The sequence below is a fragment of the Altericroceibacterium indicum genome (genome assembly GCF_009828105.1).
Classification (GTDB): Bacteria; Pseudomonadota; Alphaproteobacteria; order Sphingomonadales; family Sphingomonadaceae; genus Altericroceibacterium; species Altericroceibacterium indicum.
The window spans coordinates 90,023-108,272 of sequence record NZ_WTYQ01000005.1 but is presented as its reverse complement, the minus strand read 5'-3'; the positions used below and the strand labels follow the sequence as shown (position 1 = coordinate 108,272).

The 18,250-nt window shown below is 57.1% G+C and carries 27 protein-coding genes; 18 read left to right on the top strand and 9 right to left on the bottom strand.

The window, feature by feature from the left end; genetic code table 11:
* Window positions 1-4 precede the first annotated feature (4 nt).
* From GRI39_RS12740 to GRI39_RS12705, 8 genes are all read right to left on the bottom strand, one after another.
* Window positions 5-1,336, bottom strand: coding sequence for an ABC transporter substrate-binding protein (locus tag GRI39_RS12740; protein WP_160740111.1), 1,332 nt, complete (start codon window positions 1,334-1,336; stop codon window positions 5-7).
* Window positions 1,337-1,589: 253 nt separating this feature from the next.
* Complete coding sequence (locus GRI39_RS12735) at window positions 1,590-1,964, bottom strand: PilZ domain-containing protein (protein WP_160740110.1); 375 nt, start codon at window positions 1,962-1,964, stop codon at window positions 1,590-1,592.
* Window positions 1,965-2,102: 138 nt separating this feature from the next.
* On the bottom strand, window positions 2,103-2,561 hold the full coding sequence (gene dksA / locus GRI39_RS12730; RefSeq protein WP_160740109.1) for an RNA polymerase-binding protein DksA: 459 nt from the start codon (window positions 2,559-2,561) through the stop codon (window positions 2,103-2,105).
* A 252-nt stretch (window positions 2,562-2,813) separates the two neighbouring features.
* Window positions 2,814-3,950, bottom strand: a complete 1,137-nt coding sequence (locus tag GRI39_RS12725) for a GNAT family N-acetyltransferase (protein WP_160740108.1) — start codon at window positions 3,948-3,950, stop codon at window positions 2,814-2,816.
* Window positions 3,951-3,978: 28 nt separating this feature from the next.
* Window positions 3,979-4,752: a glycerophosphodiester phosphodiesterase family protein gene (locus GRI39_RS12720; RefSeq protein WP_160740107.1), complete on the bottom strand. Its 774-nt coding sequence runs from the start codon at window positions 4,750-4,752 to the stop codon at window positions 3,979-3,981.
* On the bottom strand, window positions 4,724-5,185 hold the full coding sequence (locus GRI39_RS12715; protein ID WP_160740106.1) for a RidA family protein: 462 nt from the start codon (window positions 5,183-5,185) through the stop codon (window positions 4,724-4,726). The genes GRI39_RS12720 and GRI39_RS12715 overlap by 29 nt, the downstream gene beginning before the upstream one ends.
* Window positions 5,182-5,811 (bottom strand): HAD family hydrolase, encoded by a 630-nt coding sequence (locus GRI39_RS12710; protein ID WP_160740105.1) that lies wholly within the window; start codon window positions 5,809-5,811, stop codon window positions 5,182-5,184. Before GRI39_RS12710 ends, GRI39_RS12715 begins: the two co-directional genes overlap by 4 nt.
* Window positions 5,808-6,158: a DUF3572 domain-containing protein gene (locus GRI39_RS12705; protein ID WP_343033344.1), complete on the bottom strand. Its 351-nt coding sequence runs from the start codon at window positions 6,156-6,158 to the stop codon at window positions 5,808-5,810. Before GRI39_RS12705 ends, GRI39_RS12710 begins: the two co-directional genes overlap by 4 nt.
* Between GRI39_RS12705 and GRI39_RS12700 the strand changes: the two genes are divergently transcribed.
* The 5 genes from GRI39_RS12700 to GRI39_RS12680 all read left to right on the top strand — a co-directional run bounded on the left by GRI39_RS12700 (window position 6,159) and on the right by GRI39_RS12680 (window position 9,601).
* A complete protein-coding gene (locus GRI39_RS12700) occupies window positions 6,159-6,560 on the top strand; it encodes a response regulator (RefSeq protein ID WP_160740104.1) in 402 nt (133 codons plus the stop codon).
* 74 nt (window positions 6,561-6,634) lie between these two features.
* Window positions 6,635-6,877: an acyl carrier protein gene (locus GRI39_RS12695; RefSeq protein ID WP_160740103.1), complete on the top strand. Its 243-nt coding sequence runs from the start codon at window positions 6,635-6,637 to the stop codon at window positions 6,875-6,877.
* Between the two features lie 7 nt (window positions 6,878-6,884).
* Window positions 6,885-8,135 carry a serine palmitoyltransferase gene (gene spt, locus GRI39_RS12690; protein ID WP_160740102.1) on the top strand — a complete coding sequence of 417 codons (1,251 nt, stop codon included), beginning with the start codon at window positions 6,885-6,887 and terminating at the stop codon, window positions 8,133-8,135.
* A gap of 84 nt (window positions 8,136-8,219) precedes the next feature.
* On the top strand, window positions 8,220-9,107 hold the full coding sequence (locus GRI39_RS12685; RefSeq protein WP_160740101.1) for an AraC family transcriptional regulator: 888 nt from the start codon (window positions 8,220-8,222) through the stop codon (window positions 9,105-9,107).
* A gap of 65 nt (window positions 9,108-9,172) precedes the next feature.
* The gene (locus GRI39_RS12680) at window positions 9,173-9,601 is read left to right on the top strand and encodes an OsmC family protein (protein ID WP_160740100.1); all 429 of its coding nucleotides are present in this window, start codon (window positions 9,173-9,175) and stop codon (window positions 9,599-9,601) included.
* Window positions 9,602-9,648: 47 nt separating this feature from the next.
* On the opposite strand, the gene GRI39_RS12675 is transcribed toward GRI39_RS12680, so the two are convergent.
* The gene (locus tag GRI39_RS12675) at window positions 9,649-10,290 is read right to left on the bottom strand and encodes a YqaA family protein (protein WP_160740099.1); all 642 of its coding nucleotides are present in this window, start codon (window positions 10,288-10,290) and stop codon (window positions 9,649-9,651) included.
* 194 nt (window positions 10,291-10,484) lie between these two features.
* Here GRI39_RS12675 and GRI39_RS12670 point away from each other — a divergent pair, with 194 nt between their 5' ends.
* The 13 genes from GRI39_RS12670 to GRI39_RS12610 all read left to right on the top strand — a co-directional run bounded on the left by GRI39_RS12670 (window position 10,485) and on the right by GRI39_RS12610 (window position 18,242).
* Window positions 10,485-11,012 (top strand): hypothetical protein, encoded by a 528-nt coding sequence (locus tag GRI39_RS12670; RefSeq protein ID WP_211371601.1) that lies wholly within the window; start codon window positions 10,485-10,487, stop codon window positions 11,010-11,012.
* Window positions 10,963-12,330 (top strand): DNA-packaging protein, encoded by a 1,368-nt coding sequence (locus GRI39_RS12665; protein WP_160740098.1) that lies wholly within the window; start codon window positions 10,963-10,965, stop codon window positions 12,328-12,330. The genes GRI39_RS12670 and GRI39_RS12665 overlap by 50 nt, the downstream gene beginning before the upstream one ends.
* Window positions 12,331-12,370: 40 nt before the next feature.
* Window positions 12,371-13,528: a phage portal protein gene (locus GRI39_RS12660; protein WP_160740097.1), complete on the top strand. Its 1,158-nt coding sequence runs from the start codon at window positions 12,371-12,373 to the stop codon at window positions 13,526-13,528.
* Window positions 13,525-13,833, top strand: coding sequence for a DUF6127 family protein (locus tag GRI39_RS12655; protein ID WP_160740096.1), 309 nt, complete (start codon window positions 13,525-13,527; stop codon window positions 13,831-13,833). The genes GRI39_RS12660 and GRI39_RS12655 overlap by 4 nt, the downstream gene beginning before the upstream one ends.
* Window positions 13,830-14,279: an HK97 family phage prohead protease gene (locus GRI39_RS12650; RefSeq protein ID WP_160740095.1), complete on the top strand. Its 450-nt coding sequence runs from the start codon at window positions 13,830-13,832 to the stop codon at window positions 14,277-14,279. Before GRI39_RS12655 ends, GRI39_RS12650 begins: the two co-directional genes overlap by 4 nt.
* 89 nt (window positions 14,280-14,368) lie before the next feature.
* Entirely contained in the window at window positions 14,369-15,514 is a 1,146-nt protein-coding gene (locus tag GRI39_RS12645) for a phage major capsid protein (RefSeq protein ID WP_160740094.1), read from the top strand.
* 103 nt (window positions 15,515-15,617) lie between these two features.
* Window positions 15,618-16,163: a head-tail connector protein gene (locus GRI39_RS12640; protein ID WP_160740093.1), complete on the top strand. Its 546-nt coding sequence runs from the start codon at window positions 15,618-15,620 to the stop codon at window positions 16,161-16,163.
* Complete coding sequence (locus tag GRI39_RS12635) at window positions 16,160-16,324, top strand: hypothetical protein (protein ID WP_160740092.1); 165 nt, start codon at window positions 16,160-16,162, stop codon at window positions 16,322-16,324. The genes GRI39_RS12640 and GRI39_RS12635 overlap by 4 nt, the downstream gene beginning before the upstream one ends.
* Before the next feature lie 5 nt (window positions 16,325-16,329).
* Window positions 16,330-16,725, top strand: a complete 396-nt coding sequence (locus tag GRI39_RS12630) for a DUF3168 domain-containing protein (protein ID WP_160740091.1) — start codon at window positions 16,330-16,332, stop codon at window positions 16,723-16,725.
* A 21-nt stretch (window positions 16,726-16,746) separates the two neighbouring features.
* Entirely contained in the window at window positions 16,747-17,154 is a 408-nt protein-coding gene (locus tag GRI39_RS12625; RefSeq protein WP_160740090.1) for a phage major tail protein, TP901-1 family, read from the top strand.
* Window positions 17,151-17,465, top strand: coding sequence for a gene transfer agent family protein (locus GRI39_RS12620; protein WP_160740089.1), 315 nt, complete (start codon window positions 17,151-17,153; stop codon window positions 17,463-17,465). The genes GRI39_RS12625 and GRI39_RS12620 overlap by 4 nt, the downstream gene beginning before the upstream one ends.
* The gene (locus GRI39_RS12615; RefSeq protein WP_160740088.1) at window positions 17,462-17,659 is read left to right on the top strand and encodes a phage tail assembly chaperone; all 198 of its coding nucleotides are present in this window, start codon (window positions 17,462-17,464) and stop codon (window positions 17,657-17,659) included. The genes GRI39_RS12620 and GRI39_RS12615 overlap by 4 nt, the downstream gene beginning before the upstream one ends.
* Window positions 17,652-18,242, top strand: a complete 591-nt coding sequence (locus GRI39_RS12610) for a tail tape measure protein (protein WP_160740087.1) — start codon at window positions 17,652-17,654, stop codon at window positions 18,240-18,242. Before GRI39_RS12615 ends, GRI39_RS12610 begins: the two co-directional genes overlap by 8 nt.
* Window positions 18,243-18,250 lie beyond the last annotated feature (8 nt).

Below are 18,250 nucleotides of genomic sequence, written 5' to 3'. Positions count from 1 at the left end.
TTGTCTATTTGGGGAGCGCAGCAAGCTCCGGCAAGGGATGGAAAGCCCAACGGTTGGTAGCGAACCCAGTCTGGCTACCGCGCACAAGTGACCAACGAATCGGTGCACCAAATGGAATATAGGCATTGCTGCTCGTCAATTCTGCCTCGGCTTCTGTGAGAAGAGCCGCCCGTTCCACGGGATCGGTTGCAACAATCGCTTCGCTGACCCGTTTATCAGCCTCCGGTGAACACACACCGCGCTTCAATTTGCAATTGAACTGATTGAGGAACCAGCGCGCTCCTGCATAACGGGCAACTTCATCCACCAGCGCCAAATCCGCTGACTTGTAATTGTCAGCCCGTTCAAGCTTGACGCCAATTTCTGCGTATTGGCGGGTCAGCTCTACCAGCAGACGATCAAAACCTGGCCCTTTGGGAAGCCAGACAGTTAAGCGAAAAAGTAAAGGTTCAGATGCAGCAGGTCCTGCCCTTTTGGTTTTTCCGGATAATTCGCTGCGTATTGATGCTTTCCAGGCTGCAACACGTAAAGCGGCCTCCTCACGCCGCTGCGCTATCGGCACGTCCGTCCAACGCTCGCCAATAGTCCCAAGGTCACCCTCCAACCCTGCCGCCACGATACGCGATGTTGGTGTCCAGCCACCAATATTAACCGCATTGCCTAAACTATCACGATCAAGCGCCATACTCAGCGCTTCTCGACCCTCTGCCTCTGCCAGAAATCCCTTGTCATGCTTCACTTGCAAGCCAAACAAACCAAGTGCCGGGTCAAGTTGCAAGACACTTCCAGACAAGGGCCCCATATCTATGAGCGGCAATGCCCCCAACCTGCCATTCAACACAATGTCTGCGGTGCCGCTTTTAAAGCGTGAAATCGCTTCTTCTGCTTGCAGGGATTGAACCTCTACCGGGCGATTATGCTCGCCCCACTCATCATCGATTGGTAGCCCCATCTCGTCGGGACTTCTGAGTTCTAATGTCGCAATACTCCCTTTGCGCGACATGCTCATTGGCCCAAAAGCAGCCCCTTTCCTGCGAATCGCCAACTCAGGCTGAGCCAGAAGTTGAAGAAAATCAGGCATTGGGCTGGACAAGCGGATTTCAACAACGCGCTCTGCCATGGCGCGCACGTCAGAGATTTGCGCTGCATCTAACCCAAGTGCTGAACCGGAAAGGCCTCGCAATGTGCGCTGCAATCCCGCACGGACGGTTTTAGCCGTTATAGCACTTCCATCCGGCCAATCTCCGTCGCGTAAACGGAAAATATAGCTTTTGCCGTCGTCAGTAACGATCCAGCGGTCCGCAATGGCAGGTGTGACTGCACCGTTTTTATCCAAGCCAACAAGGCCTGAATCGGTTGCCTCCCGAATATATAAAGCTGCACTATCCGCGGCCCCACCTTCAGCGAAAAGAGAACCTGCCGATGTCGGAAAAACAACTTTAAGAGGGCCACTCCGCCGATCACCACAACCCGAGATTATGCATAGTGCAACACAAAGGGCGAAGATTCGGCGATAGCTCATGCCATTGGCTTACGCTGAGGCCGATGAGGCATCAAATGATATTGATATGAGTGAACCCGGCCGGCGATTAAACGTTGCGGAGCTTGGACAGATCTTTTTGATCGACCTGAGGCATAGCTGTTCGGGTAAAACGAGGACTTTCGATATCGCCAGAACTTTTGACCGAATTGCGCACCCTTTTCGGATCGATCTCATCCACAAATGCAATACCGAAGCGGTTATCCTGGGTCCATGCGACCGCACCATTGACCCAACCAATATTGCGCAAATCGACGGAAATAGGCATTCCCGTAGAAACCTTTACATCACCTTCAGCCATCATCCCACCAGCGGAGAGATTGCGCACTCTCACGTTATGGGACTGTTCTCCTCCATCTACACGCAACTGCGCGAGAAGGAAAAGACTGTCACGACTGACCTGGCGAGTATCGACCTTTGTCATTGTTCCACGATCTTGCCACACTGAGGATACACTTGAGAACTCTGGCAGCCGTGCTGCACTGCCGGAGGTTAATCTCTCCTTAAAATGCTACAGCAAATTTAGGCGCGATCCACTGTAAAACAATCCGTGTTTACTCGTTCAATCATCGCGCGAAATTTTTTCCCGCCGCTCATGCGCTTGCTGGGCCTCTACAGTCATTGTCGCAATAGGTCGTGCAATCAAGCGATTAATGCCAATCGGCTCTCCGGTCACTTCACACCAACCGTATTCACCTTCATCGAGTCGGCGCAAAGCAGAATCGATTTTAGCAATCAGCTTACGCTGGCGATCACGCGTACGCAGTTCGATGCCCCAGTCGGTCTCACTGGATGCACGGTCATTGAGGTCTGCCTCTCTGATCGGGCCATCCTGAAGGGATTGAAGCGTTGTCTCCGCTGCTGACAGAATGGCCTTCTTCCATTCAAGCAACAGTACTCGGAAATAATCGAGTTGCTTGGCCGACATATACTCTTCGTCATCGCCGGGTGTGTAGTCACCATCCAGCGCCCGCTTAGCCTTCGCGAGAATATCGATATCGTCACCTAAAATCGTAGCCATATATGCTACTCCGCAATCGGTCCACCTCGCCAAATCGCCCCGAGCGTTGTGCTATTATGTGCATCTGCTCACGCCAGGCCACGATTGGCCGGGCATATAAAGCGAGGAATATTATGGCACAAGCCGCAATTGGTTCAGGGCCAGACAAAATCATGAATGTCCCTTTTGCGGACTGCCTTTTCTGTATAATAGAATACAAATAACTGAGGTTGAGTTCCTTGCTAATCCGACCCTTCGCGTATTGTACGCCGCTTACCCTCTCTTGAAAGGGCTGCGGCGTCCAAGATAAAACTGATCTTGAGCAATGCCGGATTTTTCTTGCTCCAGAAAGTCAGCCACGGCTTCTCTGAAACTTGGGTTGGCAATCCAATGTGCTGACCATGTACGCACTGGTTCATAGCCTCTGGCCAGTTTGTGCCCCCCTTGAGCCCCCGCTTCTACCCGCTTCAAGCCTCTTCCAATGGCAACATCTATCGCCTGATAATAGCACAGCTCGAAATGCAGGAATGGCTTATCAATTCGGCACCCCCAATAGCGTCCATATAACGCCTCATCACTGGCAAAGTTCAACGCTCCAGCAATGGGCTCGTCATCCTCAAACGCCAGAAATAGGATCACCTTTTGCCCCATCCTTTCACCGAAAAGGTCAAAGGCTTCACGAGTCAGGTAGGGCGTTCCCCATTTACGCGCACCGGTATCCTGATAAAACTCCCAGAAAGCATCCCAATGTTGAGGCTTGATCTGATCGCCGTAGAAGTGGCGGATTTTCACACCATCCTGCGCTGCCTTGCGCTCCTTACGTATGGCTTTACGCTTACGTGAGGCAAGTACACCTAAAAAGTCATCAAATGTCTGAAATTCAGCGTTTTTCCAGTGGAATTGAATATCATTTCGGGTGAGCCACCCTGCCCCTTCAAACACGCGCACCTGTTCTGGTTCAATAAAAGTTGCATGTGCTGAAGATAGCTCATTCTGCTCACACAGTGCCTCTGCGGCCCTTAAAAGCACCGGCGCGAGCGCTTCGTCGCGCACCAAAAGGCGAGGACCTGTAGCAGGCGTAAAAGGTGCTGCAATCTGGAGCTTGGGGTAATAGCTTCCTCCAGCCCTGTGCCAGGCATCAGCCCAAGCATGATCAAAGACATATTCCCCCTGGCTATGCTCTTTGAGATAAGATGGAATCGCGCCCAACAAGCGCCCACCTTCGTCCTCAATGACCAATGGTGCAGGAATCCAGCCAGTACCCACACCGACGCTGCCAGAATCTTCCAAAGTAGTCAGAAATGCATGTGACATGAAAGGGTTACCGGCTCCGCCAAGCACATCCCATTCTTGCTGCGAGAATGACCCTACAGACGGAGCCAAGCGGGCTATCAGTTTATCGTCAGACATTACGATTTAGATAGGATAGCCCGCTTCCTTATACGACCCCCTCCGCCTCTGCGATTGAAGCATCAGCGTAAGTGTCGGCTATTTCCTGCGCCGTAAGGGAGTTTACTGTCCAGGTGAGAAGCGGCACCCCCCGCCTGCGCTGGCGCGCAGCGAAACGGCTAGGAAGGTCACGAACATCATAGGCTAGAAAGTGTGGTTTTGCGGCCCAAAAGGATGTGTTCCGCTTAATGCTGCCTGACAGGGTTCGTGCATTTTCTTCAGTCACAACCAACCCCCGGCACACAGTCTTGCCATGCCTGGAAAACCAGTTCGACACGCGCGGATCAAAGCTCATCACGCCAATGGCGCCAGGATATCCTTCAAGCTCTCGCCTGACTGCGAGGCAAATTCGTTCAATTCGACCACTGTGAGGGATTTTAATTTCCACGAGGATCGGCACCCGGCCACGCACGAGTTTCAAAAGGTCGTGCAAGGTCGCGATATTATCCGCAGTATCGCCAAGCCCGATACGCGTCAGTTCACCTATCGTCCTCTGGCTCACTGGGCCCCGTTGGTGAGTGAGCCGGTCCAAATTGGTATCGTGGAAGACCACAGCGCGGCCATCAGCGCTGGTCTGAACATCGCATTCGATGCCCATTCCAGCGTTAAGCGCAGCAGAAAAAGCGGAAAGTGAATTCTCTACTTTCCCTCTTCCATGCAGTCCACGATGCGCGAACTGCCAGCCCCTTAGCCAATCTACGCGGTTTCTCTCAGGAGTTGGCGCCAGCCAATTATCAATCGCTCGCCAAAGCAATGATTGCATCCACTTCCACAGCTGCACCCAGTGGGAGAGCCGCAACGCCTACGGCGCTACGGGCATGTTTTCCGGCTTCAGCCAGAACATCCACCATGAGGTCTGAGGCACCATTGGCCACCTTGGGTTGATCGGTGTAATCCGCAGAGGAATTCACGAAAACGCCGAGTTTTACCACACGCTCAATCCGGTCAAGCTCGATACCTGCCGCTTTCACTTGAGCGAGGATCATCAATGCACACGCCTGTGCCGCTTTTTGCCCCTCTTCAAGAGAGACATCGTCGCCCAGCTTACCGGTAACCAGTTCATCGTCCACGAACGGAAGTTGGCCAGAAATGTGAACCAGATTTCCGTGAACGACCACCGGAAGATAGCTGGCGACTGGAGCTGCCGCTTGCGGAAGCTTATACCCTTTTTCAGCCAGACAGGCTTCAACAGTCATTTTGTTTCTCCATGAAGATTGTCGAGCAACCAAGGTAACGCCTCTGCCCAATTGTCGATCCGAGCATCTGCATGTCCGGCCTGAAAAGCGCAAGACACATGCGGAGCAATTGTTGCTTCTCCGCAGAAATGCAACCGCCCTATTTCAGGGACTGTTTCTGCAGCAGAGGCATGGTGCACAGCAAGATCATCAACGAATACAGCCCGAGTAGGACGATATTGATCGAAAATCCGACGTAACGCTTCGCCCTTTGGCCCCTGATTTGTAAAGACAGGAGCGTCGATACCATGCTGCTTAAGTTGCTCGACCCGAGCAGCATTTCGCGCATCACCAAGATTAGTGAGAATCACCACATCTGCATTTCGCTGGATTTGCGCTATAGCATCCACAGCGCCTTCAATTGCCGTTTGCCGAGACATTTCAGTGTCGAAAAACAAACCCAGGAAGCGGAAGGTATCCTCTTGCGAAAGGTTTTCACCCGTATCTTGCCTAGTCATAGACTGCACAAATGGTTGCCCATTCAACGAAAAATCGACCCCGTGTTCCTCATCCAGCCAATCACGGAAATGCCGCACCATATGCAGCAGCACTTCGTCACAATCAGAAATCAGTAGAGGGCGATTCATCGGTCCAGCCTTTCACGCGCAGTCGCTATTTCAACAGGTTCAATGCCAATCGCCTCGGCTGCCGCAACCAGATCTGGTTCATGCGCACATAGAAAATCAAGCACCGCCGCTTGAACCGATTTATCTGACAATCCATCTCGTAAAGAATCGGGCGTCAGACCAGTCAGAGCAAGAAAACGCTGCGCCCGGGGTTCATCAGCCAGAATCCAGGCAAGAGCCTGTAGCGCCAACGTTGCCGGGTCTATGGATATATGGTTGGTGCGGTTAATAATTGCCAGATTCTCACAAAATCGATAAGCAGATGAGTAACCTTTCCTTCCACTGACAGGAAAAGTCTTGGGGGACACATGACTAAGAGGATCCTCGTTGTCGAGGATAACGATCTTAACCGGAAGCTTTTTTGCGATGTCTTACGGGCAAGCGGCTTTAATGTAGAGCCGGTGGCCGAAGGGCATGAGGCGATTGCAAGAACTCGCGATTTTTCGCCTGACCTGGTGATCATGGATATCCAGCTTCAGGACTTATCAGGTCTTGACCTGATCGCTGAAATCAAGCGAGATTCTGCGCTTCAGAGCATTCCTGTGCTGGCAGTGACTGCTTATGCCGGGAAGGGTGACGAAGAACGGATTCGTAGCGTCGGGGCGGAAGGATATCTGTCCAAGCCTGTCTCCATTGGTCCCTTTATGACCAAGGTGAAAAGCCTGCTGGAATCAGACAATAATGTTGCCCGGGCACAGGCTATCGCTTGACAAGCAGTGCCTTGCGCCGCTTTTGCGCCTCATTTGGATTATAGACGGCGGGTTAAACGCCAAGGAGTTCTTTTATGGAACGCGCACAAGTTGAGAGCCGCATCCTTTCGCTGATTGAACCTTTCAACAAGAAGGGCATCGAAATCTCAGACGAGACCAGTTTTGCTGGTGACCTCGAATTCGACAGCTTGACTGTGATGGATTTTGTCGCCGCAATCGAAGACGAATTCGACATCATTATCAGCATGAACCAGCAGGCCGAGATTGAAAAGTTCAGCCAGCTCGTTGATGCTGTTTGCAAGCTGCAGAACCGCTGAAATCCTGATGAGCGAGGGTATCAGCCAGTCCGACCAGCCTGTTGCGCGTGAAGGCCTTCAGGGTGATTTGTTTTCCAAATTCGATCCGCTGATCAAACAGCGCACAGACCTTTTGAGCAGTGGCCAGGAAGATCCGTTCAGCCTGGTGATGGAGAAAGTTCTCTCCCCAACGCAGGCCATCTGCAATGGACGTGAGACAATTCTGCTCGGCACTTACAATTATATGGGGATGACATTTGACCCCGATGTGATTGCCGCCGGTAAACAGGCATTGAACGATTATGGTTCCGGCACAACGGGCAGTCGGGTACTGAACGGAACCTATCAGGGCCACAAACAGTGTGAAGAGGCACTGAAAGACTTCTACGGCATGGACCATGCCATGGTCTTCTCAACTGGCTATCAAGCCAACCTCGGAATCATTTCCACCATCGCCGGCAAGGGCGATTACGTGGTGCTCGATATCGACAGCCACGCCAGCATCTGGGATGGCTGCGCATTGGGCAATGCGGAGATCGTGCCTTTCAAGCATAATGATATCGATGCGATGGAAAAGCGCCTGCGCCGGATTCCGGAAGGTGCTGGCAAGCTTGTTGTCCTTGAAGGCGTCTATTCGATGCTGGGCGATATTGCGCCGCTGAAGGAAATGATTGCCGTCGCCAAAAAATATGGGGCGATGGTGTTGGTTGATGAAGCCCACTCGATGGGTTTCATTGGTGAGAATGGACGCGGTGTTGCCGAAGCCCAGGGCGTGATGGATGATGTTGATTTCATCATCGGCACTTTTTCAAAGAGTGTGGGCACTGTCGGTGGGTTCTGCGTTTCGAATCACCCCAAGTTTGAAATCATGCGCCTTGTCTGCCGACCCTATGTATTCACCGCCAGCCTGCCGCCAAGCGTTGTGGCCACCGCCGCCACGTCGATTCGCAAGCTGATGCACAATGCCGATAAGCGGGCGCATCTGTGGGAAAATTCCCAGCGCTTGCACAAGGGTCTTACGGATCTTGGCTTCAAGCTTGGCACCGATGCACCGCAAAGCGCGATTGTCGCCGTATTGATGCCGGACCTCGAAAAAGGCGCAGCCATGTGGGAAGCGCTGCTGACCGAAGGCCTGTATGTGAATCTGGCAAGGCCCCCGGCGACCCCTGCCAATATGACCCTGCTGCGCTGCTCCCTCTGCGCTGAACATAGCGAAGAACAGGTCGGCACGATTCTCGGCATGTTTGAACGCGCCGGGAAGGCTATCGGTATCATTTAATTGGGTTAAAAAGCGCAAGATCGGGAAAGACGGGCGAGCGGCCGCCGGGCAGGATCGAATCATGTCGATTAAAAGAGATGTTCGATGCGCCTGCAGACTGCCGATGACTACACCGCCCGCATTTCCCGCGCGCTCGCCCTGATAGAGAGCCGTGCTTGCGGAGAGGAACCGCCTACTTTGGCCGAGATGGCTGAAGCCGCGGCGCTTTCCCCGTTTCATTTCCATCGCATTTTTCGCCTGATGACAGGGGAAACAGTCGGAGCGCTGTGCAAGCGCTTGCGGCTCGCCCGCAGTCTGGCCGCGCTTGGCGATACCGCGTTCACCATCACCGAAGCCTCCGCCGGATCGGGCTATGCTACCAGTCAGGCCTTCGCCCGAGCGCTTCGGCAGACGACCGGCCTCAGCGCGATGGAAAGCCGCACCAGCCCCGATAGCGCCGCCGCCATGAGCGACCGTCTCATGCAGAGCCCATCAAAAGAAACACCGCTCGCCGTGGAAGTCGTCTCGCTCGATCCTTTCCGGGTGATGGCGTTGCGCCGGCAGGGTGCTTATGACGATCTGGATTCCGCTTACGGAGCTCTGTTCGACACCGTATTTACGGCAGTGAACATGGAAGAATTGGTCAATATCTGGGGCGTGCCGCTGGACGATCCCTTTTCGCATGACGCGGCCCAGCTTTCCTTCGATTGCGCGGTCGACATTGGCGATGCCGCCCCCGACCTGGCAATGCTGGCAGAAAAGGGTATTCAGCCGATTATTCTGGGTGGCTACGCGGCGCTGCACCTTCGCCATGTTGGATCGCATGATGCCGTCCATGCAAAAATGGACGATCTCTATCGCATCGTACTCGAAAGTCAGGGGATAGAGCTGACCGCATCGCCTCCACTGATTCGTTATCTCGATCAGCCCGAAGAAAAGCCGGAGTCAGAATTGCGCAGCGATCTTTATCTGCCCGTCATGCTGGAACTCTGAGCGTTACGGAACACAGCATCGCTTGCCGCGTCTTTCTCCTGAACCGCAAATCAGGAGAAAGACGTATGACCATCAACACGGGCAGCGCGAAATATGAAGGCCTTGGCAAAGAGGGCAAGGGCCATGTGTCCACCCAGTCCAAGGCGCTCGACAATCAGCCCTATGGTTTTCAGACCCGGTTTGAAGACAAGCCCGGCACCAATCCGGAAGAGCTGATCGCAGCGGCCCATGCTAGCTGCTTCACCATGGCGCTGAGCTTTGCCCTGGCTGAAAAGGGCCTGTCCAACGGCACGCTTGAAACCAGCGCCAAAGTGACTTTGGAAAAGGATGGCGATGGCTTCACCGTTACCCGTTCAGACCTGACGCTCACCGGCCATGTGCCCGATACGGATAAAGCTACATTTGAGGAAGTGGCCAAGGGTGCCAAGGCCAATTGCCCGATTTCCAAGCTCTTGAATGCCGAAATCACCCTTGAAATGACATTCGAAGGGTAAAGCGAGAAGAAGTTGGTGGGGCTTTATCTGGCCCCTCCCCCTTTGCTTCAGGCAGGCGCTGTAACACTGGTTGCAGCTTCGCACTTATCCTTGGAATCACTGCCACCATGGCCAAGCAGCGTGATAGCCATGATTCCACCCACGAGCAGCACAACGAAAGCGGCAGTTACCATTCCCAGATATTTGTCGATGAAGCGCTTGATCGGCGCACCGAACAGGCGGAACAATATGCCCACCGTCATGAAAATCAGGCCGCGCCCCGCGATGCTGGCGAGGATGAAGGTGACCAAATTCATCTCGATGAACCCGGCAGTGATGGTCAGCAGTTTGAACGGCACGGGCGTTGTGCCAGCCAATACGATCACTTCCCAATCATATTCGCGCAAATAGCAGGCGGCGACGGGGAAACTGTCATGCAGACCCAGCCCGTCGATCAAGGTCTGACCGATCACGCCATACAGCCCCCAGCCGATCAGATAGCCGAATAATCCACCAATCACCGAAGCCGCTGTGGCGATGAGGCCATAGCGCAGCGCCTTTTTTGGCTGCGCCAGACACATCAGGCCCAGCAACGGATGCGGCGGAATGGGAAAGAAGCTGGCTTCCATGAAGCAGAACAGCGCCAGCCAGCCAACGGCATGGGGGTGCGAGGCCTTGTCCAAAGTCCAGTCGTATAAACGGCGCAACATGCAATGATCCCTCAAACCCGTCAGACAATCTGCCGTAAGTCAGGCTTCACTGCACTGCAACACATTCTATATAACCACTTAGGTTATTTAATGTTGACATCGTAACGCTATTTGGTTAGTGGAGAGGAAGATCGCGAAAGACCGAGTCGCCAAACTCGGCCCTATCGCCCCCTCTTTCAGCGGACAGAATCATCATGACGACCGAGGCCACACCGCCGCGGCGCAGAGCTGCGCGCACCAAAATCAGATCGGAACACCGCAAAGGCGAGGCCGAAAAACTCAACCGCCACTGGCGCACGCTGTTTCTCGACTGCCTGGCTGACACATCCAATGTGAGCGCCGCAGCAAGGGCAGCGGGAATCGATCCGGCGCGTGCCTATAAGGTTCGCCGGGAAGAACGTGGCTTTGCCCTGCAATGGCAAGCGTCCCTGCTGGAAGGCTATGCCAATCTCGAAATGGAAACAGTGTGTCGGCTGCGTATGGGCGCCGCAAAGGATGGCCGGAAATTCGACATTGCCAATGCTCTGCGGTTGCTGGCATTTCACCGGGAGAATGTCCTGCGCGAAAGAGCGCGGCAGGCGGACGAGGATGAAGAAGCGATCCTCGCGTCCATCAATGCCAAGATTGACCAGATGCGGGCGCGGCAAAAAGCGGCGCGCGACAACCTGGCACATGGCGATCAGAACCAGCCGCCCGCTATTGAAGGCCATAAATGTGACTGACCGGTTGCAATGGCTGGTTGATCTTCCGGGCGAAGAACGTTCTTTGTTCCTGAAAAGTCTCAATAAAGGGGAGCATAAGGATCTTCAATTCCATTGGGGCCTTTGGGCACGCCCACAGCAATTGCCCCCGCCCGGTGACTGGCGAGTCTGGCTTATTTGCGCCGGGCGGGGTTTTGGCAAAACCCGCGCCGGGGCAGAATGGGTGCGCCAGATCGCCCGCCGCCATTCTGATGCACGGATTGCTTTGGTCAGCGCATCGCTGGCCGAAGCGCGTGCAGTGATGGTGGAAGGCGAAAGTGGCATTCTCGCCATTTGTCCGCCTTCGCGCCGCCCATTGTTTGAACCATCCTTGCGGCGGATCACCTGGGACAATGGCGCGCAGGCGCTGCTCTATTCCGCCGCAGAGGCCGAAAGCCTGCGCGGGCCGCAACATAGCCACGCATGGTGCGATGAAATTGCCAAATGGGATAATTCGGCCAATCGTGCAATGCGTAGTTGGAACAATCTTCATATGGGCCTGCGGTTGGGCAATGATCCGCGCATTCTGGCCACCACCACGCCGCGCCCGGTTCCGATCATGGAATATCTGCTCCGTCAGGAATCATCGGGTGATGTCGTGGTGACGCGCGGTAAAACGGATGACAATGCGGCGCATCTCGCCCCCGCTTTCCTGCACGATATGCGCAAGCACTATGGCAATACAGCGCTCGGGCGGCAGGAACTCGACGGCGAAATGCTGATGGAGGTGGAAGGCGCCTTGTGGAGCCGGGCGCTGCTGGAACAATGCCGTAAAACTGCACCGCAGGGCAATCTGGTTCGGATCGTGGTCGGGGTTGACCCCCCGGTCTCAGCCCATGGTGATGCTTGTGGGATCATTGTCGCCGGGGTCACGGCTGAGGGGCTTGGCCGGGTGCTTGCCGATGCAACCCTCACCAAGGCCAGCCCCGAACGCTGGGCGCGGCACGTCGCGCTCACTGCCCAAAGCTGGCAAGCCGACCGGGTGGTGGCAGAAGCCAATCAGGGCGGTGCGATGGTGGAAAGCGTGCTGCGCGCCGCCGATTGCGCCATGCCGGTGCGGCTGGTCCATGCAAGCCGTGGGAAATCGGCCCGCGCGGAGCCAGTCGCCGCACTTTATGAAGCAGGCCGCGTGCATCATTCGGCATTGTTTGCCGAACTGGAAGATCAGCTCTGCGGGATGATGGCGGGTGGCACCTATGAAGGCCCCGGCCGCTCCCCCGACCGCGCCGATGCGCTGGTCTGGGCGCTGAGTGACCTCATGCTCCAACGCCATGCGAACCCGCGGGTTTTCGTAATCTGACCTAACTGACTTACCCTCCCCTTATCTGAGAGGTTTTTCCATGTCCTTCCTCGACACACTCCGCACCGCCTTCAAGGGTGGGGGCGAAGCGCGTGTGCCTTTGGCGCGCAGCTATCAATCGCCGTGGTTCCATGCTTTTGAGAAAAGCGCCGCGCGTACACCGTTCGAATATCGCCGGTCGGTGATGCAGGCTTTCCTTGAAAATCCGGTGGCGCAACGGGCTACCCGGCTGGTGAGCGAAAGCGTTGGCAGCGTTCCGCTATCCCCCGCAGATGATGCCGCGCTGGCGCTGGTGAGCGCGTCGAGCGCAGGCCAGGCGCTGATGGAAACGCTGGCCGCGCATCTGCTGCTCCACGGCAATGCCTATGTGCAAATCATGAAGGATGGCGCGGGCCACCCGATTGAGCTGTTTGCCCTGAGGCCTGAACGGATTTCGGTGGTCGCCGGGGCCGATGGCTGGCCGTCTGCCTATCGCTATCAGGTGGGGGACACCACGCTGACCCTGCCGCTGGAAGATGAGGCAGGCTGGCCCAATATCATCCATTTAAAGAGCTTTCACCCGCTGGACGATCACTATGGCGCAGGCTGCCTCAACGCTGCCGATCAGGCCGTGGCGATCCATAATGCGGCGGCAGACTGGAACAGCGCTTTGCTGAAAAATGCCGCCCGGCCATCGGGCGCGCTGATTCACGAGGCGGACGATGGCGGGCCGCTCACAAGCGAACAGTTTGACCGGTTGAAGAGCGAGCTGGTCGACGCCTTTATGGGCGATGGCAATGCCGGACGGCCCATGGTGCTCGATGGCGGGCTGAAATGGCAGAGCATGTCGATGACGCCGGCCGATATGGATTTCATCGAGCTGAAAGCCTCCGCCGCGCGCGATATTGCCCTGGCCTTCGGGGTGCCGCCGATGATGCTGGGGCTGCCGGGGGACAACACCTATGCCAATTACCGCGAGGCCAATCGCGCCTTGTGGCGGCTGACCCTGCTGCCACTGGCGGGCAAGATCCTTGCGGGCATCAGCGAGGGGCTCACCCCGTGGTTTCCGGGCCTTGCGCTCAGCGTCGATCTCGACCGGGTGCCTGCCCTGTCAGAAGATCGGGAGAAGCTGTGGGCGCAAGTGTCCGGGGCTGATTTCCTGAGCGATGCAGAAAAGCGCAAGCTCCTCGACATCGCCCCTGCTGGAGATTTGGCATGACCCCGCAAACCACCCTCGCCCGCCTGATCGCGCAAGCCGCTGAAGAAGGTTCCGATGTCACCACCTTGCGCGGCATTATCGAAGAAGCCAGCCAACAGGGCGCTGACCGTGTGCTCCAGCGGCTCGGTCTCAATGATGACGGTGCGCAGAGCGATATTGACGAATTGCGCGAGCTTCTGCGCGCCTGGCGCGATGCCAAGGCGAGCGCGTGGAAAGCCGTGATCGATTGGGCCGTGCGTGGGATCATGGCGCTGCTGCTGGTCGGGATTGCCATGCGGATGGGCGTGCCGGAGCTGCTGAAATGAATCGCCCTCTCGAAATAGCCCAGCGCACACCACGCCGCACCACCACTAACAAATCAGTGAGCCTTGCAGGCTATGCCGCTTTGTTCGACATCCGCGATGGCGCAGGGGATGTCATTGCGCCTGGCGCTTTTGCCCGCAGCCTTGCCAACGCCGCCGATCCCTTCCCGCTATTGTGGCAACACCGCCCCGAACACAGGATCGGCACGGTGGAATGGCTGGAAGAAGACCGGCGGGGCCTGCGCATCATCGCAAAGCTGGACGATGCCACCGGGCGCGCCGCCCATGCGCTCTATGATCGCACGGTGACCGGCCTCAGCTTTGGCTACCGGGTCGAGCGCTTCCAGCCGCTGCCTGCGGGCCGTTTGCTGGAGGAGATAGAGCTGCTGGAAGTGAGCCTTGTCACCCACCCTTTGCAATATGGCGCCCGGGTCCATCTGGTTCACTGAACCAAAGCCCTCCCTCCCCCCCTTTTCCACCCGCCGCTTCCGAGCGGCTTTTTTGTGCCTGTTTCCCAACCCGAAAGGTGAAATGCCCCATGGATATGATTCCTGAAAACACTCCGCTGGCTGAAAGCTTCGACATCGTTGCGCGCCAGGATGAAGCCGATGCTGCCATTGCTGGCCTGCGCACCGATATGGACGATGTGAAGAGCCGGCTGGAGCGTGTCAGCCGAGCCGCTGCCCGCCCGGCGCTGGCTGGCGGCGCAAGTGACACAATGGACAGCCCGGAGGTCAAAGGCTTCGTCGATGGCTATTTGCGCCGTGGCTCTGAAACACAGGTGAAGAGCATCTCGGGCAGTGTGGCCAAGGATGGCGGCTATGCCGTGCCGCGCGAAATTGATGCGCTGATTGCGCGTGAATTGAAGGAAATCAGCCCGATCCGCGATCTGGCCCAGGTGGTGCAGGTGGGCAGCGCTGGCTATCGCAAGCTCGTTTCCACCGGTGGAACAGCGTCCGGCTGGGTGGGCGAAATCGCCGGCCGCCCGGAAACCGACACACCCGAATTTGCCGAAATTGCACCGCCTACCGGTGAACTTTACGCCAATCCGGCCGCAAGCCAGGCCATGCTTGATGATACAGCTTTTGATCTCGAAGGCTGGCTGGCGAGCGAAATTGCGATGGAATTTGCCCGCGCGGAAGGGGCAGCCTTTGTCGGTGGCAATGGGGTGAACCAGCCACTCGGCTTCCTGTCCTCCCCGGTTTCTACCGCCAGCGATGCACTGCGCCCGTTCAAAACGCTGCAATATATCGGCTCGGGCGATGATGCCGGATTTGATGCCAATCCTGAAGCCAGGCTGATTGATCTGGTTCATACGATGAAGGCCGGGCATCGGCAGGGGGCAAGCTGGGTGATGAATTCCTCCACCCTCTCCATGGTCCGCAAGTTGAAGACCGCTGATGGCGCCTTTCTGTGGCAACCCGGCCTGGTGGAAGGCCAGCCCGATCGCCTGCTCGGCTACCCGGTGGTGGAAGCCGAAGATATGCCCGATGTGGCAGCCGGGGCGTTTCCGATCGCCTTTGGCAATTTCAAGGCGGGCTATCTCATCGCTGAACGCAGCGCCACGACGATCCTGCGTGATCCCTTCACCAACAAGCCCTTCGTTCATTTCTACGCCACCAAGCGGGTCGGCGGGCAGGTGCTCGACAGTGCAGCGATCAAGCTGCTGAAAATCGAGAGCTAAGCCAGCCCGATCCGCTCCCTCACGCGCCTGCGCCGCTGCCTGTCCTCCCCTCCGGGCAAACGGCGCGGGCGCGCCTTTTCTCTCGCCATATGTGGAGACCGCCATGAAGCGGGTAATCATCACGCGGCCCGATCTTTCTGGCAGCGCATTGGACGAGCTGAAAGACTGGCTCGCCATCACCACCCCAAAAGACAATGCCACGCTGGAAGCCCTGCTTCATGCCGCTTGCGACATGTGCGAAGGCTTTACCGGGCGGATGCCGCTGGCAAGCGCCTGTACCGAAATTCGTGGGGCCACGCCCGGCTGGCAACACCTTGGCACTGTCCCGGTCAACGCCGTGACAGTGGTGGAGGCGCTGGCAACAGACGGCAGTGCCGCACCGCTGGCCATCACCGATTATGCACTGGAACTGGAAGCCGATGGGCAGGCCCGTATCGGCATCACCCGCCACCTTAATACCCCGCGTATCAAGGTTCATTTCACCGCTGGTATCGCGCCGGACTGGGCGAGCCTTCCCGATGCCCTGCGCCACGGGATCTTGCGCCTTGCCGCCCATCTTTACCGCAACCGGGATAGCGAAAATTCTGCCTCCCCGCCCGCCGCAATCGCGGCCCTATGGCGACCATGGCGGCGGATACGCCTCGCATGATCGAGGCAAAAACTGGCAGCGCCCAGCTCGTTGATCGGCTGACCCGCAAGGCGCGTGTGCTGGCCGAAGCCCATGGTGAGAGCCAGCGCCTCAAGGCCCGCAATTCACCGGCAAGATGGCGCGATCCGCGCTTGCTCTGGCCGCTTGGTAACAGGGAGTAGAACTCATGGAAACGGCTCTGCGCAGCGCGCTTATCCAGCATTTACAAGACGATCCCCTCCTGACGAGTGAGCTGAACGCCATCACCGAAGAGGCCCCTTTGCGGGCGAGCTTTCCCTGGGTCGGTATCGTCGCCAGCGCCAGCACGGATTGGAGCATGAAAACCACGCAGGGGCGCGAAATTCGTCTGGCGCTGGAGCTTCATTGCCGGGGTGATGACCCGGACACAGCCGCCGCTCTGGTGCAGGCGCTGGAAAAGCGGGTTGAAAGCCTGCCGGCTGATCACACGCTTTTTACTTTGGCCTCCGTCCAATTCCTGCGTGCGCGGGCCGAACAGCGCCCCCGCAATATCCGCGCGGTGCTGCTGGAATATCGTTTCCGCCTCCACGCCCCCCTCATCTGATCTGCTTTTGGAGAAATGCCCATGTCTGCCCAAAAAGGCTCCGCCTTCCTTCTCAAGATTGGCGATGGTTCTGCCGATCCTGCATACACCACCGTTGCGGGCCTGCGCACCACGCAAATGTCCATCAATGGCGATACTGTCGTTGTCACCCACAAGGAATCGGGTGGCTGGCGCGAATTGCTATCAGGGGCAGGCGTGCGCTCTGTCTCGGTCAGTGCGGCGGGGATTTTCCTTGGCAGTAGCGCTGAAAATGCCATCCGCACCCATGCACTGGCCGGAACTTTGGAAGATTATGAACTCTCCTTCGAAGATGGCGAGAAATTGCGCGGGCGCTTCCTTATTCAGCGGCTCGATTATGCCGGCGATTTCAATGGGGAGCGCAATTACACGCTCCAGCTTGAAAGCTCCGGCCCGGTTCTTCCGGCATGAGCATAGCCGCCAATCCCCTGCGCGGGGAAGCCACCCTCACCATTAACGGTAAGCCGCATCTCCTGCGCCCCAGTTTCAACGCATTGGTGGCAGCAGAAGAGGAATTAGGGCCGCTCTTCGCGCTGGTGGAACGGGCCGGAGCGGGCCAGTTGCGTCTCTCTGAAATGGCCGCGTTGTTCTGGCATTGTCTGGCGGACCCTGCCGTTGTGCCGCGCGATGCGGTGGGCGAAGCGGTGTTAGAACTCGGCCTTGCCGGAACAGCCGCGCCTTTACGGCAAGTGCTGGGGCAAATTCTGCAAGGCCGCGCATGAAAGAGCGTTTTGGCCCGCTCGCGCTGCAATGGGCCGGACTGACCTGCCGAACATTCGGCTGGAACCCGGCGCAATTCTGGCAAGCCACTCCGGCAGAAATCATCCCCCTTTTCACGGCGCAGGCCAGCGATACGCCCCGCCCGCCCAGCCGCGCCGAGATTCACACCATGATGGAGCAAGAGCGCCATGGATGACGAAATCGAAACGCTGATCATTGATGTGCGAGCCAGCACCCAGGGATTCCGCAGCGATATAGACACGATGCGCGGCACGCTCGACACCACGCTGACAGATGGCTTTGCCAAGGCCGGAAATGTGCTCGAAAGCGGGCTTCTCAGTGCCATTAAGCGTGGGAATATGGGCTTTGATGATCTGAAGCGCGTGGCCCTCAACACCATGAGCGAAATCGCCGCACAGGCGGTGCAAAGCGGGGTTGGCTCGCTGTTTGGCAATGTGCCAAGCGGCAGCTCATCCGGCGGGTCGCTTGGCAATGTGCTCGGCTCTACCATCAGCGCATTGCTCGGCGCGCCGGGCCGCGCCACCGGCGGGCCGGTCTCTCCGGGGCGCGCCTATATGGTGGGCGAACGTGGACCGGAAATGTTTGTCCCCACCAGCGCAGGGCGAGTGGAAACGCAAACCTCCGGCGGCGAAGCGCCACGCAATGTGACAGTCGGCATTTCCATCGCCGCCCCACGTGGAAGCTCCACCCCCGCCATTCTCCAGCGCTCGTCAAGGCAAGTGGCCAGTTCCGTGCGCCGCGCGCTTGCCGGAAACTGACAGGAGAA

Excerpts from the sequence above, each read along its gene's own strand:
- GRI39_RS12675 (WP_160740099.1), bottom strand. The coding sequence starts at position 10,290 with ATGTTGCGCCGTTTATACGACTGGACTTTGGACAAGGCCTCGCACCCC.
- GRI39_RS12650 (WP_160740095.1), top strand. The coding sequence starts at position 13,830 with ATGAATCGCCCTCTCGAAATAGCCCAGCGCACACCACGCCGCACCACC.
- GRI39_RS12615 (WP_160740088.1), top strand. The coding sequence starts at position 17,462 with ATGAAAGAGCGTTTTGGCCCGCTCGCGCTGCAATGGGCCGGACTGACC.
- GRI39_RS12725 (WP_160740108.1), bottom strand. The coding sequence starts at position 3,950 with ATGTCTGACGATAAACTGATAGCCCGCTTGGCTCCGTCTGTAGGGTCA.
- GRI39_RS12635 (WP_160740092.1), top strand. The coding sequence starts at position 16,160 with ATGATCGAGGCAAAAACTGGCAGCGCCCAGCTCGTTGATCGGCTGACC.
- GRI39_RS12665 (WP_160740098.1), top strand. The coding sequence starts at position 10,963 with ATGGCGATCAGAACCAGCCGCCCGCTATTGAAGGCCATAAATGTGACT.
- GRI39_RS12655 (WP_160740096.1), top strand. The coding sequence starts at position 13,525 with ATGACCCCGCAAACCACCCTCGCCCGCCTGATCGCGCAAGCCGCTGAA.
- GRI39_RS12700 (WP_160740104.1), top strand. The coding sequence starts at position 6,159 with ATGACTAAGAGGATCCTCGTTGTCGAGGATAACGATCTTAACCGGAAG.
- GRI39_RS12670 (WP_211371601.1), top strand. The coding sequence starts at position 10,485 with ATGACGACCGAGGCCACACCGCCGCGGCGCAGAGCTGCGCGCACCAAA.
- dksA (WP_160740109.1), bottom strand. The coding sequence starts at position 2,561 with ATGGCTACGATTTTAGGTGACGATATCGATATTCTCGCGAAGGCTAAG.
- GRI39_RS12620 (WP_160740089.1), top strand. The coding sequence starts at position 17,151 with ATGAGCATAGCCGCCAATCCCCTGCGCGGGGAAGCCACCCTCACCATT.
- GRI39_RS12625 (WP_160740090.1), top strand. The coding sequence starts at position 16,747 with ATGTCTGCCCAAAAAGGCTCCGCCTTCCTTCTCAAGATTGGCGATGGT.
- GRI39_RS12715 (WP_160740106.1), bottom strand. The coding sequence starts at position 5,185 with ATGACTGTTGAAGCCTGTCTGGCTGAAAAAGGGTATAAGCTTCCGCAA.
- GRI39_RS12695 (WP_160740103.1), top strand. The coding sequence starts at position 6,635 with ATGGAACGCGCACAAGTTGAGAGCCGCATCCTTTCGCTGATTGAACCT.
- GRI39_RS12685 (WP_160740101.1), top strand. The coding sequence starts at position 8,220 with ATGCGCCTGCAGACTGCCGATGACTACACCGCCCGCATTTCCCGCGCG.
- GRI39_RS12710 (WP_160740105.1), bottom strand. The coding sequence starts at position 5,811 with ATGAATCGCCCTCTACTGATTTCTGATTGTGACGAAGTGCTGCTGCAT.
- GRI39_RS12735 (WP_160740110.1), bottom strand. The coding sequence starts at position 1,964 with ATGACAAAGGTCGATACTCGCCAGGTCAGTCGTGACAGTCTTTTCCTT.
- GRI39_RS12720 (WP_160740107.1), bottom strand. The coding sequence starts at position 4,752 with ATGCAATCATTGCTTTGGCGAGCGATTGATAATTGGCTGGCGCCAACT.
- GRI39_RS12680 (WP_160740100.1), top strand. The coding sequence starts at position 9,173 with ATGACCATCAACACGGGCAGCGCGAAATATGAAGGCCTTGGCAAAGAG.
- GRI39_RS12610 (WP_160740087.1), top strand. The coding sequence starts at position 17,652 with ATGGATGACGAAATCGAAACGCTGATCATTGATGTGCGAGCCAGCACC.
- spt (WP_160740102.1), top strand. The coding sequence starts at position 6,885 with ATGAGCGAGGGTATCAGCCAGTCCGACCAGCCTGTTGCGCGTGAAGGC.
- GRI39_RS12660 (WP_160740097.1), top strand. The coding sequence starts at position 12,371 with ATGTCCTTCCTCGACACACTCCGCACCGCCTTCAAGGGTGGGGGCGAA.
- GRI39_RS12640 (WP_160740093.1), top strand. The coding sequence starts at position 15,618 with ATGAAGCGGGTAATCATCACGCGGCCCGATCTTTCTGGCAGCGCATTG.
- GRI39_RS12645 (WP_160740094.1), top strand. The coding sequence starts at position 14,369 with ATGGATATGATTCCTGAAAACACTCCGCTGGCTGAAAGCTTCGACATC.
- GRI39_RS12630 (WP_160740091.1), top strand. The coding sequence starts at position 16,330 with ATGGAAACGGCTCTGCGCAGCGCGCTTATCCAGCATTTACAAGACGAT.